Genomic DNA, 12,757 nt, shown 5'->3' with positions numbered 1-12,757 from the left:
CGGTTAGCTGGCGCGAAGGGTGGCAAGCAGCCCTTCCACCGGTTGTAAACGAACATCCAATTCGGCCAGCAGCACGCTGCGCATATCCTTGCGGAACGTCTCCAGCCACGCGCCCGGCGTGGGCGCGGATAAAGCGGGTTGCGGCGCCGTGCAGGCCGCCGCCTGCGCGGGCGCGGCGGCGGGAGCGTCGTCCGTTGCGCTGCCCCCCGGCGCGGCCGGCGCCTGGGCATCGGCCGCCGGCTCGTCCGCGGTTCCGGCCGGCACCCCGGTCTCGGCTTGCGCTTGCGCCGCCGCTTCCAGCGCGGCCTGTTCGGCCAGCCGCAGCCGGTCGAAATGCCCCTGCAGCAACTTCGGAATCGCGCCCAGCAGCGTCCGCTCGCGCGGCAGCAGGGCGCGGTCCATGATGGCGTCCACCACCGCCAGACGCGTCATCTCCGGCGTTTTGGCCGCGAGCATGCCGCGCAGGCGGCTGCGCAGGTTGCCGATGCTGGTTTCCATCGTGTGCTGCAACGACAGATAACGCTGACGAAAATTCGAGTAATCGGCGTCGTCGGCCTGCAGCGCCGCCACCTTGGCGGACACCTGTCCCGGCATCTGCCGCTTGGCGGCCGTGGCCGCGGTGTCGCTGGCGATGGCATCGGCCAGCGTGGTGCGGACGCGCTCGCACTCGCGCTCCTCGGCGCTGCTGAACTGGCGCGCGCCCGGCGCGATCGCCGGCGGTCGGTTGTTCAGGGCGGCGGACAGGGCAATCGCGTCAGTCCAGCCGAGCCACTGGCTCAGATGATCCGACAACGGTTGCCGGGATTCCGGCGCGTCGACTTCCGTCAGGCGAGTCAGCAAGCGAATGAGCGTCGGGCCGCTTAAACCTGTGCGCTGTGGGGCTTGCAACATACCACCAGAGTCAAAAAGGGGGGAGTTTACACGCTGGCGGGGGCTCGCTGGGTCGGAAAAGGGCCGCCGCGCCAATGCCTGCAACAATTTGTCAGGACGGCGCGGCGGCGCGGGACACCGCGGATCAGCGGGATCAGCGGGATCAGGGCGGATCGGGGCGGATCGGGGCGGATCAGGCGCTGGCGCGTGGCCGGCGCACCGCGCGCACCCGGCCGCTGCTGGCGCCGCCGCAATAGAGCACGTCGCCGCCGTCCGACTCCAGGCCGGAGACGTACACGCCGGGCGGCATCGCCAGTCGTTCCAACACCTCGCCACTGGCCGGGTCCACCCGCCGCAGCTCGCTGGCGTCGTCCTCCCAGGTGCCGTGCCACAGGTCGCCATCGACCCAGGTGACGCCGGTCACGTAGCGGTCGGACGCGATGGTGCGCAGGACGGCGCCGGTGGCGGGATCGACCTGGTGGATCCTGCGGTCCTTGTAGCGCGCGATCCAGAGCATGCCTTCGGCCCAGGTCATGCCCGAATTGCCGCCGCCTTCGGGCGCCGGCACGGTGGCCAGCACGCGGCCCGATGCCGGGTCGATTTTCTGGATGATGCTGTCGGCCAACTGGTAGAGATGCTTGCCGTCGAAGGCGGTGCCGGCGCGGGCGATGACGTCGATGGTACGAACCACATCGCCGCAGGCCGGATCCAGCGCGTGCAGCTTGTCGCCGACCGCGATCCAGATGCGGCTGCCGTCGTACGAGACGCCGTGCACGTCCGTGACGCCGGGGAAGGGGCCGTATTCACGGAGAATTTCTGCGGGCTTGGTTTTCATGACGCTTTCCTTGTTGGGAGGGGTGACGTCTCCATGCTAGGCATTCGGCAGCGGGACCGGGAGTAACAATGTCGTCGCGAAACCGGGCAGGGGCGGCGTGATCCAGCGCCGCGCCCGGCCCTGGCCGAACGGATGCGCCTGGCCGGAAGCCGCCAGCGCCTCCAGGGCGCGCTGCACCTGGCGCTGACTGGCGCCGGTGGCCAGCGCCAGCGCCGAACTGGACCAGGCTTGGCCGTCGGCCAGCAGCGCCAGCACGGCGGCGTGGCGGTCCCGCACCGGCGGCGTCAACACGGCAACGGTGTGCGCGGCCGGCATCAATGCAAAGCCTTGCCGCGTTGCCCGGATTTCTGCCCAGGGCGCCAGGGCCGCCCGCAACCGGCCGATTTCCACCCGCAGCCGCGCGCGGTGCGAGTCATCGGGATAGCGGGTGCGGAACGTCTGTGCAATCAACGCGTCGCGCGGCGCGTCGTCCGGCCACGCCTGGCCCAGCGCCTGCGCCAGGGTGAAGAGCACGGGCCGGCTGGCCAGGGGCAGGGTGCGGCCCGCGCCATGCACGGCATAACGGCACGCGTCGATCACCAGCGTATCGGACGCGAGCAGCGCTTGCACCTGCTCCAGGCGCAGCACCTGCGTGTCGCCGGCGCGGTGCAGGTGCGCGGCCGGCGCTTCCAGTACGAGCGACGCCTGGCGCACCTCGGCCTGCAGCGCCGGGATGCCGGCCGCTTGCGCGGCGCGCGCGGCCAGGTCCAGCGCGGCGCGTGCCGCCGTGGCCTGCAGGCGCCGCAGCGCAATGCCGGCCAGGGCCAGCTCGTGCACCGCTCGCAAGGCCGGTGGAAAAGGGGCGGGATTCAGTTCCGACAGCACCTGCTCGGCCTGCTCCAGCCGTCCCATCAGGATCAGGCGGCGGCCGGCCAGATAGCCGGCGTAGGCCGCATTGCGCCGGTCGCCATGTTGCTCGAGCGTGGCGCGGGCGGCGTCGAGCGCCGTCTGTGGCCAGCCCAGGTCGCGCGCGGCCAGCGCGATCTCGGCCTCGGCCACCGCGCAACGGGCGCGCGCCACCGGATCCTTGGCGCCGAACGCGCGGGCGGCGCGGCGCACCAGCGGCCGGGCCCGTTCGAAGTCGCCCAACTGCGCCAGCGCGATGCCGCGCAGTGCCAGCGCCGGCGCATCGTCGCGCAGTGCCACCCGGCTCAACGCGCCCAGCGGATCGCCGCTGGCCAGCGCCCGCGCCGCGGCCATGATCAGCCCGTCCATGACGCTCCCGCCATCGTCCCCGCGCCCCGTTGCCACGTCCATTCGTGGATGCCGCCAATCTACCACCGCGCCACGGGCGCGGGGAGTTCGTCGGCGATGCGGCAGGGCGCCTGCGTCTGCCGTGGCGTCGTCCCCATCCCCCACGGGTAGAATCCGAACCGCCATCTCCCAGGAAACCTGACATGAGCGAGCATCATTTTTCCGCCGACGACATCCAGTCGCTGCGCCAACACGGCATTGCCCTGTTCGCCGATCGCGTCCTGATCGCGGTCCAGCCGCCCCTGGACGAGGCGCGCATCGACGAGATCGAAGCGGCCTGTGCCGGCCCCTTGCCCGATGCGCTGCGCGACTTGTGGCGCCTGACCGCCGGCGGCGAACTGGCCTACGACCTGCATGCGCGCATGGACGGCAACGAAGAGGCCCTCAGTTGGTCCGAGCTGTTCTATGACGGCAGTGACCAATACCGCGACCTGGCGGGCTGGATCGAGCACGAGCAGGAATGCGCCGAAGAGGCCGCCGCGGAACGCGGCGAGGCCTGGGACGGCAAGCTGCGCTATCTGCCGATCGGCGGCTTCGAATACTGCGACCGGATCTATGTGTGCGTGGAACCCGGCCCGCGGGCCGGCAGCATCGTGGCCTGGAAGCAGGGGCTGCCGGGCTGGACGCATGCGTTGCAGCAGGACGCCATCGCGACCGTCGCGGCGGACCTGCACGCGGCCTTTGCCGCGCTCTACCTGGAACAGGATATCGACGACCCCGACAGCACCGGCATACGGGTGCTGGAATACCTGGACGAGCGCGTGGCCGATCACGGCATGCCGCAGGCCCTGGCGGACAAGCTGGCGGCGTTCTATCGGCGCGCGCTGGTGGACTGGCGCGCGCCGTTGGCGGCCGGCACGCTGGGCCAGTCGCCCACGCTGGCCAGGCTGGCCTTGCGGCATGCGTTGGCGCATGACGACGGCGCGCTGGTGGCGCAATTGGCGGCACAGGGCGTGGGCTTTGACCAGCCGTTGCGCGGCAGCGCGCTGGCGCTGGACGTGGCGCTGACGCAGCATGCCTATGCGGCGGCGCGGGCGCTGTTGCGGGCCGGCACGCCGGTCAGCGCGGAGGCGATCCATCGATTCGATCGCAAGCCGCCCGCCGACCTGGTGGCGCAGTTGCTGGCGCGCGGGGCGCGGGCCGACGGCCTGGGCGTGGCGCGCTGCGTGGCCTGCGGGTCGCCCGAGGCCGCGCGCGTGATCGCCGCCGCCGCCGGCGAGGGGATCGCGGCGGCGTATGCCGAGGCGCGCGACGCGATGGCGGCCCGCTACGAGGAAGACCTGCGCCGCGTGCGGGCGGGCAAGCTGGGCCATTACCTGGGCGTGGACGGCCTGGCCGAACGGGTGGCCAACTTGCGCGCGTTTGTGCTTTGAGTCGGCCCCGGGCTAACGCGAGCCATCGCGCCAGGCCGCCTCGGAGGATCCCAAGGCGCTTGCCGGGTAATCCCAAGATTGCGGCGTGTCCGCGATCCGCAGCGGCGGCTTGACGCGCCGGACCGGGCCCCACGCGGTTGCCTCGATTTGTTCGGACCAGTCGGCTGCGCTTTCCGGCGCCAATGCCGGCCCGCCTTCCAGCAAGCCGCCATGCGCGACCAGCAATTGGGCGCTGCGGGCGAGCGACGCGCGCGTGGTGCTGCCCGCGCCGGTGGCCAGCCGTTCGGTCAAGCCCCGGATCGCCGCCGCCGCCATCAGATAGCCGGTGCCGTGGTCCAGCGCCTGGCACGGCAACGGCACCGGGCGGTCGCCACCCTTGGCGCGCATGCCGGCCTCGGCGATGCCGGTGCTCATCTGCACCAGGCTGTCGAAGCCGCGGCGGCCCCGCCACTCACCGCTCCAGCCATAGGCGTCCAGCGATACGTCGACCAGCGTCGGGTTGAGCTGGCGGCGGCGCTCGGCGTCCAGGCCCAGGCGGGCGAGGGCGTCGGCGCGATAGCCGTGGATCAGCACGTCGGCCTGGGACAGCAGGCGTTGCAGCGTGGCCAGCCCCTCGGCGGACTTGAGGTCCAGGCGCGCGCAACGCTTGCCCAGCACGACCTCGGGCACGGTGCCGGGCTCTTCCCAGCCGGGCGGGTCGATGCGCAATACATCCGCGCCAAAGCCCGCCAGGAAGCGCGTGGCCACGGGGCCGGCCAGGATGCGGGTCAGGTCCAGCACCCGCAGACCCTGCAACGGACGCTGGCGCGAAATGCGCCAAGCAGGGCGGGCGCCGCCGCCGCTGGCGGCGCGGTGCAGCAGGGGTTCGGCGGCAACGCTTTGGCCTTGCGGATGCTGGCGCCAGGCGTCCAGGCCGCGCATGGCGGCGGCGCAACCGTTGTGTTCGACCACCGCCGCTTCCAGTTCGTCGGCGCGCCAGCCTGCCACGGCGCGGGCGACGGCGTCGCGGTCGGCGGCCACGCCCAGGACCGCCAGGGCGGCGTCGCGATGATGGGGCGCGTTGGTGTGCAGCCGGATCCAGCCGTCCGCCGCGCGGTAGTCGCCGGCGACGGCGTCCCACAGCGGCGGCATGCTCCAGCCGATGGGGCGCAGGCTGGTGCCGAACCAGAAAGAGGCCAGTCGTTGGTCGACCTCGACCGCCGGCACGGCGGGCGCACCGGCCGCGCCTGCGCCGGCCGCGACGAATTCCGCCATGGCCAGGCCGGCGGCGCCGATCGCGGCGGTGGCGAATTCCGTGACGGCGAAGGCCGAGGGCAAGGCGCCCTGGCCGGTGATGGCGACCTGGCTCAGCAGGGCGGGATCGCCGCCCGCCGCGAGCCAGAACTGGCGCAGGTAGTCGGCGGTGGCGGGCGAGGGGGGGAGGGGGCGATGGATGGCGGACATGTTGCTTGCGGGTCGTTGAGGGATGACGCCAGGATTCATCTTGCCGCATTAATTGTCAATATTGATTAATATAATCAACCCATTGCCCTCGTTCCCCGTCTCGGAACCCATGCCCAATTACCTGACCTCCGCCGCCGCGGCCACCCGCCTGGGGGTGTCGCGCCAGACCCTGTACGCCTACGTCAGCCGGGGATTGCTGCACGCCGAGACCGGCGCCACGCCGCGCGAAAGCCGCTACCTGGCCGAGGAGGTCGAACGGCTGGCGGCGCAGCGCACCCGTGGCCGCAAGCCGAAAGAGGTGGCCAAGGCGACGCTGAACTGGGGTCTGCCGGTGCTGGAGTCGGCCATCACCCTGATCGAGGATGGCCAGTTGTTCTATCGCGGTGAAAACGCCGTGGCGCTGGCGCAATCGTCCTCGGTGGAAGCGGTGGCCGCGCATCTGTGGCAATGCGACCAGGCCATGGCGTTCGGCGCGGCCGCGCCGGGGTTGCCCGAGGATCTGGCGGCGCTGTTCGCGCGCCATCGCGGCCAGCGCGCCGAGGCCGCGCTGTTGCCGCTGTTCACGGCGGCCAGCGATGACGATGCGACCGCGTTGTGGCAGCGCTCGCCCGAGCGCCAGGCGCAGGGCTGCGGCGCGCTGGTGCGCATGCTGGCGGCCTGCCTGCTGCAGACCGCGCCGGACGACGCGCCGATCCACGCGCAGTGCGCCCGCGCCTGGGGCGTGGACGCGGCGGGCGCGGATCTTATCCGCATGGCGCTGGTGCTGTGCGCCGACCACGAACTGAACGCCTCCAGTTTTACCGCGCGCTGCATCGCGTCCACGGGCGCCAGCCTGCGCGCCGGTATTGTCGGCGGGCTGGCGGCGTTGACGGGCGGCCGCCACGGCGCCACCACGGCGCGCGTCGAGGCGATGTGGGAGGAACTGGAACGTGGCGGTGGCGGCGCGGACGCCGGCCAGCGGCTGGCGCGGGGCTTGCGCGAGCGGCTGGCGCGGGGCGAAGACATGCCGGGTTTTGGCCACCACCTTTACCCCGCGGGCGATCCGCGCGCCAGCGCCTTGCTGGCGCGGATACTGCCGCGGCGCCCCGAGTGGGAGACATTGATCGAGCAGGCGTTCGAGCTGTCGGGGCAGCGGCCCTCGGTGGACTTCTCGCTGGTGGCGGTGCGGCGCCATCTGGGCCTGCCGCCGGGCGCGGCCTTCGGCCTGTTCGCGCTGGGACGCTCGATCGGCTGGCTGGCGCATGGCCTGGAGCAGCGCGGCAGCCCCGATGTGATCCGGCCGCGCGCGGCTTATACCGGGATTCATCCGGACGCGGCCTGACGGCGGCGCGGTGGCGCACGCCGCCGGCGCGTCAGGCCTTGGACAAGGTCACCTGGCCGAACGTCATCCAGACGTGGGCGGTCTCCGAGGCCTGCGCGCGGTACGAGCCGCTGGCCTCGCCCAGCCGCATCGCCACGGCGGTGAATTCCCAGGCCAGGGCGTCATCGCATGGCACCTTGCGGTGGGTGTATGCCTCCAGGCCGTGGGCCTTGCCGAAGGCCAGCGCCAGTTGGGCGTGTTCGGCCAGTTCGGCGGGCACCGACGGGTGATCCCAGCCCCACAGGAAGCTGCCGTCCTCGCTGTTGGAGGTGCCGACGATCTGCACCGGCGCTTGGGCGGTGATGCCGCCGGGCAGTTGGAACACGATCAGGCCGCTGTCCATGTCCACGGACCATTGCTCGGCCTCGTCCAGGTGCCAGGTGGCGCAGTGCGCCGAGGTGGCGGCCCGCATGCCTTCCAGGCTCTGGGCGATGTAGTTGGAAACGTCGAAGGGCTGGGTGGTGTCGGACATGCGGGGCTTTGCGGGGGATGGAAAGGCCATAGGGTACCCGCAAAGCGCTGGCCGCCGCATCGCTCATGCGCGACCGGGCCGCCGCGATCGCGCGGCGCCATGCCAAAGCGGGTGAACGGCGGCGTTCAGGTCGGCGATCAGTGACCCGGACGCGCCAGCACGTAGACGCGAGTGTCGCGGCCATAATGCGTTTCAATGGCGCGGAAGGCGAAGCCCAGCTTGTCCAGCACGCGCTGTGAGCCCAGGTTGTCGGGCCAGGTGACGGCCACCAGTTCCGTGGCGTCCAGCGCGTGCCAGGCGTAATCGCACAGTTGGCGCGCGGCTTGCGTGGCATAGCCGCGACCCCACGCCGCCCGCTGCAGCCGGTAGGCCAACTGCAACGCGCCCGTGTCCTCCAGCCGCGTCAGGCTGATCCAGCCCACCGCGACATCGTGGGGATCGACCACCGCCCAATGGCCGATGTCATCCGGCGGCGTCCGCAACCATTCCAGCAGTTCCTGGCGGCGCGCCTGCGTGGCGGGTTTGACGCCGGTGCTGTGGCGCATGACCTCGGGGTCGGATTCCAGCGCCAGGATCATGGGTACGTCGTCCGTGCGCAGGCGGCGCAGGGTGATGGTCGGGGTGGGCGGCATTGCGGCGGCGCTCAATACGTCAGCGGCGCGCCGGTCACGACTTCGTACAGGAACCGGTCCAGCCGCTCGGTCTGGCCGTCCGGCCGGTCGAAGAAGGGCGCCTTTTCCAGGGTCGGCAACGTGGTTTCCAGATAGGCGTGGATCAGCGGGAAGCGCGGGCCGTGCTCGGCCTCGCCGGCCTGCATCTTGATGGCCAGCAGCGCGTTGATCTCGTCGCGCAGCGCGGGGTCGGTGACCATGGCGTCGGCCAGGTCCGCGAAACGCATCGGCGGGATGCCGCGGCCGCTGTCGATCCATTGCGCGGCCAGCACCGGACGCAGCACGTACAGGTATTTCTTGAGCCGCACCGTGTCGCCCTGCAGCGATTCGCGGAAGTTGCGGCCGGCCATGGCCACGTAATGCCAGCGGCCCTTGATGTGCGAGAAATACTCGCTGCGGAAGTGCCGCAGCCAGGCGCTGGTGGCGTCGTCCTGGCGATACAGCACGGGCGAATCCAGCCATTCGAACAAGGTCGGGTTGGAGCCGCGCAGCAGTTGCAGCGCCTTGCGCAATTCCCAGCCGGACACGTCCAGCTCGTCGTCGATGGGCAGCTCGATCACGTCGCGCTGGGGCACCACGCGCAGGTACCAGTCCAGCTTGTGCACGTACAGGAAGCGCACGTCGTAGTCGCTGTCTGGCGAGGCGAACCCCCAGCCCCGGCTGCCGGATTCGCAGGCGAGCAGGACGCGGACATCGTGGCGCTGTTCGATGTGTTCCAGGGTCGCCATGACGCGCTCGCGGATGGCCGGGTCGATGGGGTGGGCATGCAGGATCGAAGTCATGCTTCGGATGCTAGCACTTCGCCAGGCGGGCGCCGCGCGGGGCGATTGATCGGCGGAATGTCGCCATGGCCCGCCGGGTTGCCTCATATGGTTAGGCGCCTTATCATATGCTGCCGTATCAAATGCCGAAACCCCATGCCACCCGCCATTTCCCTTATTTCCGCCATGCTGGAACCCAAGCACCACGCGCTGCTGGACGAGGCTGCCCGCCGCGGGCTGCAATCCGCGGACGGCATGCGGTTGTGCCTGCAGGTGCTGGCCCTGGCCGGCGCCATCGACCGCGATTGCGCCGCGCGCCTGGCGCCGCGGCAGTTATCGGAAGGCAAGTTCGTGCTGCTGTTCCTGCTGCACGGGCAGGCGGGCGGCCTGTCGCCGCACGAACTCGCGGCGCGCGCGGGCGTGACGCGCGCCACCGTCACCGGCCTGCTCGATGGACTGGAGCGCGACGGCTTCGTTTCGCGCCAGCCGGGCCAGGACGATCGGCGCCGGATCGCGGTGGTCCTGACGCCCAAGGGCAGGACGGCGGCGGCCAGGTTGTTCAAGGAGCACACGCAGTGGATCGGCTCGTTGTTCGACCCGCTTTCGCCCACCGAGCGGCGCCAGCTCGGCGAACTGCTGGCGAAGGTATGGCGCGGCACCGACAGCGGGCGCGCGGCGTTGGCGAAGGACGCGCCATGAGCGCCGCCCGTCGAGGCGTCAAGGACATCGGTGCCGACCGCCTGGGGCGGCTGAACGCGGGCGCGCCGGCCACGCACCTGACCGAGTGCCTGGCGGTGGACTTTGCCGTGTTGATGCAGGCGCTGGCGCCCGAGGTGGGCGCCGATGGCATCGCCGCCATGCGGGCCGCGGCGGCGCTGGGCATCTCCAGGCGCATGGCGGTGGCGGCGCGCATCCTGCATGAACGCCTGGACCCGGCCGGCTGCGCGCGGATGGCGGCGCAGGCGTCCGACACCGCGCGCGGCTGGGCCTGCTTCATGATCGGGGCGGCGCCGGACGTGCCGCTGGCGCAGCGCCTGGCGCGCATCCGGCCGTTGGCCGACGACGCGCACTTCGGCGTGCGCGAATGGGCCTGGCTGGCGCTGCGGCCGGCGTTGACGGCCGAGCTGGACGCGGCCATCACGCAACTGCAACCCTGGACGGCGCTGCCGTCCGAGCGCCTGCGCCGCTTTGCCAGCGAAGCGCTGCGGCCGCGCGGCGTCTGGTGCGCGCACATCGCCGCGCTCAAGGCGGATCCGGGGAGGGCGCTGCCGCTGCTGGAGCCGCTGCGCGCCGATCCGGCGGTCTACGTGCAGGATTCGGTGGCGAACTGGTTGAACGACGCCAGCAAGGACCAGCCCGACTGGGCCCGGCGGGTGTGTGCGCGCTGGCTGACGCACAGCCCGGTCGCGGCGACGCAGCGCATCTGCCAGCGGGCGCTGCGCACCATCGGACCGTAGCGCCGATCGTTGCGCCGCAAGCGCGGCCATCGGTGTCGATAATGCGTTGGCCGCGTGCGGCTCAACCCTGCGCTTCGGCCGCCAACGCGGCCTGCACGGCGGGGCGGGATTCGATGCGGCGCTGGAATTGCACCAGGGCAGGCCAGCGTGTCAGGTCCACGCCGAGTTGCGGCGCCCAGCACAGCACCGCGTACAGGTAGATATCGGCCACGCCATAGCGGTCCTGCACCAGGGCGTGCCGCGCGTGCAGCGCGGAGGCCACGTAATCGAGGCGTTTTTCCAGCCGCGCCTGCCACCACGTGCGCGCAGCCTCGGGCAGGTCGCGATTGAACAGCGGGCCGAATCCGCCGTGGATCTCCGCGGAGATGAAATTCAGCCATTCATGCAGCCGGTTGCGGGCCCAACTGCCGGCGGGCGGGACCAGGCCGGAATTGGGACGCAGGTCGGCCAGGTACAGGCTGATGGCGGGGCCTTCAGTCAGCACCTCACCCCCCTCGACCTCCAGCGCGGCAACGTAGCCCTTGGGGTTGATGGCCAGGAAATCGCGGCCGTCCGCGGTGCGCTTGGCGCGGTTATCGACGCGGATCAAGTCGAATCGCAGGTCCAGTTCGCGCAGCAGGATGTGGGGCGACAGCGAGCAGGTGCCGGGGGCGTAGTAGAGCTTCATGGAATCGTTTCGGGGGTGGCCCGATCTGGGGGAAAGGACACCCAGGATCGCTCGGCCTGGAGTATTCGTAAAATTACTTCTTCAGAAACAAGGAATAAGTTGAGCTACTTCCATGATGAATCTGATCCATTGGCGGCTGCTGCTGGCGGTGGTGGACGCCGGCAATATCACCCATGCCGCGCGGCAGGTGGGCATGACGCAGTCGGGCGCGAGCCAGGCCATCGCCCAGCTTGAACATCATCTGGGCGCGCCCCTGTTCACGCGCGAGCGGCGCCAGAGCGTGCCGACCGCGCTGGGACTGCGGGTGGCGCATGAGGCCCGCGCCATGCTGGCCTCGCTGGGCCGCATCCAGGCGCTGGCGCGCGAAAGCGCCGGCGTGGCCGGCGGCGTCCTGCGGCTGGCCAGCTTTCCGATGGTGTTCTCGACCATTCTGCCGCCGGTGCTGCGACGCTTCCGGCAGTTGCATCCCGCCGTCGAGGTGGTGCCGTTGGAAGCCAGCGACAGCGAGATCGAGACCTTGCTGGCCGCCGGCACCGTGGACGTGGGCGTGGTGCTCAATCCGCCCGCGCGGCGCGGCGCCTGTCCGCTGGGCGAGGACGACTGGGTGGCGGTGCTGCCGGCCTCGCATCCGCTGGCGCGCGGCGCGTCGGTGACGCTGGCGCAACTGGCGGCGCAGCCGTTCGTGCTGGCCACGGGCGGTTGCAGCGTGCACGCGGCCAGCGTCGCGGCGGATGCCGGCCTGGCGCTGGCCGACGTGCGCGCCACGGTCATGGAATGGTCCAGCGCCTACGCGCTGGTGCGCGATAACGTCGGCGTGGCCCTGGTGCCCGAACTGACGCTGCCCGAGAATCGCCGGGGCCTGCGGGTGCTGCCCCTGGCCACGCCGGTGCGGCGGCGTTTCGCGCTGGCGGCGTCGCCGCAGGCCGCCAGCGCGCCGGCGGTGCTGGCCTTGTTCGAGATGTTGCGGCAGGATGACAGCAAGGCCTGAGGGCCGGGCGCGGGCCGTTGCGCGCCGTCATCGCGGCGACATCGGGGCGGCCTACGATCGCGGTTTTTGGCCGAGGCGACATGATCATCCGCAACGCAGAAGCCGGCGACAGCGCCGATATCGTCGAATTGCTGGCCCAACTGGGCTATCCGGGCACCGCGGCTTTCCTGCCCGGGAAGATCGAACGCCTGCTGGGGCACCGCGACGCCGAGCTGCTGGTGGCCGAGGACGGCGACCGGCTGCTGGGCTTCATCGGCCTGCACTTCATGGTGCAACTGGCGCTGCCCGGAGACTTCTGCCGCATCACCTATTTCTGTGTCAGCGACGCGGCGCGCGGCAGCGGGGTGGGCCGGGCGCTGGAAGAGGCGGCCGAGGCGCTGGCGCGGGCGCGCGGCTGTGACCGCATCGAGGTGCACTGCCACCAGCGGCGCACTGACGCGCACCGCTTCTATTACCGCCAGGGCTATGAGGAATCGCCGAAGTACCTGATGAAGTCCTGCCGCCCCTGAGCGCGGGCGGCGCGGTTGCGGCCGCACAGGGTTGGCGCGCGCGCGCCGCGCTCGTGTA

14 protein-coding genes are annotated in these 12,757 nt (G+C 71.3%); 6 read left to right on the top strand and 8 right to left on the bottom strand.

Annotated features, from left to right (window positions below; genetic code table 11):
- Positions 1–3: 3 nt before the first annotated feature.
- The 3 genes from ACUDCK_RS15490 to ACUDCK_RS15480 all read right to left on the bottom strand — a co-directional run bounded on the left by ACUDCK_RS15490 (position 4) and on the right by ACUDCK_RS15480 (position 2,959).
- On the bottom strand, positions 4–891 hold the full coding sequence (locus tag ACUDCK_RS15490) for a DUF3348 domain-containing protein (RefSeq protein ID WP_175166967.1): 888 nt from the start codon (positions 889–891) through the stop codon (positions 4–6).
- Positions 892–1,063: 172 nt separating this feature from the next.
- On the bottom strand, positions 1,064–1,705 hold the full coding sequence (locus ACUDCK_RS15485) for a glutamine cyclotransferase (protein WP_175166921.1): 642 nt from the start codon (positions 1,703–1,705) through the stop codon (positions 1,064–1,066).
- A 36-nt stretch (positions 1,706–1,741) separates the two neighbouring features.
- On the bottom strand, positions 1,742–2,959 hold the full coding sequence (locus ACUDCK_RS15480) for a helix-turn-helix domain-containing protein (protein ID WP_175166922.1): 1,218 nt from the start codon (positions 2,957–2,959) through the stop codon (positions 1,742–1,744).
- Between the two features lie 182 nt (positions 2,960–3,141).
- On the opposite strand from ACUDCK_RS15480, the gene ACUDCK_RS15475 reads away from it, so the two are divergent.
- Entirely contained in the window at positions 3,142–4,371 is a 1,230-nt protein-coding gene (locus ACUDCK_RS15475) for an SMI1/KNR4 family protein (RefSeq protein WP_175166923.1), read from the top strand.
- A 12-nt stretch (positions 4,372–4,383) separates the two neighbouring features.
- Here the strand turns inward: ACUDCK_RS15475 and ACUDCK_RS15470 are convergent, their stop codons facing one another.
- Entirely contained in the window at positions 4,384–5,814 is a 1,431-nt protein-coding gene (locus ACUDCK_RS15470) for a CoA transferase (protein ID WP_175166924.1), read from the bottom strand.
- Between the two features lie 109 nt (positions 5,815–5,923).
- On the opposite strand from ACUDCK_RS15470, the gene ACUDCK_RS15465 reads away from it, so the two are divergent.
- Positions 5,924–7,135, top strand: a complete 1,212-nt coding sequence (locus tag ACUDCK_RS15465; protein WP_175166925.1) for a citrate synthase family protein — start codon at positions 5,924–5,926, stop codon at positions 7,133–7,135.
- Between the two features lie 31 nt (positions 7,136–7,166).
- On the opposite strand, the gene ACUDCK_RS15460 is transcribed toward ACUDCK_RS15465, so the two are convergent.
- From ACUDCK_RS15460 to ACUDCK_RS15450, 3 genes are all read right to left on the bottom strand, one after another.
- Positions 7,167–7,646, bottom strand: coding sequence for a DUF6882 domain-containing protein (locus tag ACUDCK_RS15460; RefSeq protein ID WP_054504422.1), 480 nt, complete (start codon positions 7,644–7,646; stop codon positions 7,167–7,169).
- Positions 7,647–7,783: 137 nt separating this feature from the next.
- The gene (locus tag ACUDCK_RS15455) at positions 7,784–8,278 is read right to left on the bottom strand and encodes a GNAT family N-acetyltransferase (protein WP_175166926.1); all 495 of its coding nucleotides are present in this window, start codon (positions 8,276–8,278) and stop codon (positions 7,784–7,786) included.
- A gap of 11 nt (positions 8,279–8,289) precedes the next feature.
- Positions 8,290–9,099 carry a nucleotidyltransferase domain-containing protein gene (locus ACUDCK_RS15450; RefSeq protein ID WP_064522758.1) on the bottom strand — a complete coding sequence of 270 codons (810 nt, stop codon included), beginning with the start codon at positions 9,097–9,099 and terminating at the stop codon, positions 8,290–8,292.
- 135 nt (positions 9,100–9,234) lie between these two features.
- Between ACUDCK_RS15450 and ACUDCK_RS15445 the strand changes: the two genes are divergently transcribed.
- The gene (locus ACUDCK_RS15445; RefSeq protein WP_082889686.1) at positions 9,235–9,777 is read left to right on the top strand and encodes a MarR family winged helix-turn-helix transcriptional regulator; all 543 of its coding nucleotides are present in this window, start codon (positions 9,235–9,237) and stop codon (positions 9,775–9,777) included.
- Complete coding sequence (locus tag ACUDCK_RS15440) at positions 9,774–10,535, top strand: DNA alkylation repair protein (RefSeq protein WP_175166927.1); 762 nt, start codon at positions 9,774–9,776, stop codon at positions 10,533–10,535. Before ACUDCK_RS15445 ends, ACUDCK_RS15440 begins: the two co-directional genes overlap by 4 nt.
- A gap of 61 nt (positions 10,536–10,596) precedes the next feature.
- Here ACUDCK_RS15440 and gstA read toward each other — a convergent pair whose 3' ends face one another.
- Positions 10,597–11,202 (bottom strand): glutathione transferase GstA, encoded by a 606-nt coding sequence (gstA, locus tag ACUDCK_RS15435; protein ID WP_175166928.1) that lies wholly within the window; start codon positions 11,200–11,202, stop codon positions 10,597–10,599.
- Positions 11,203–11,314: 112 nt separating this feature from the next.
- Between gstA and ACUDCK_RS15430 the strand changes: the two genes are divergently transcribed.
- Together ACUDCK_RS15430 and ACUDCK_RS15425 are read left to right on the top strand one after the other, a co-directional pair.
- Positions 11,315–12,190, top strand: coding sequence for a LysR family transcriptional regulator (locus ACUDCK_RS15430; RefSeq protein WP_175166929.1), 876 nt, complete (start codon positions 11,315–11,317; stop codon positions 12,188–12,190).
- An 80-nt stretch (positions 12,191–12,270) separates the two neighbouring features.
- On the top strand, positions 12,271–12,699 hold the full coding sequence (locus tag ACUDCK_RS15425; protein WP_054504427.1) for a GNAT family N-acetyltransferase: 429 nt from the start codon (positions 12,271–12,273) through the stop codon (positions 12,697–12,699).
- Positions 12,700–12,757 lie beyond the last annotated feature (58 nt).

The organism is Achromobacter sp. CF-sbj1-Ac2-l, from assembly GCF_052698165.1.
Note: the sequence above shows the minus strand (reverse complement) of the source record. Positions and strands in the feature narration are given on the sequence as shown.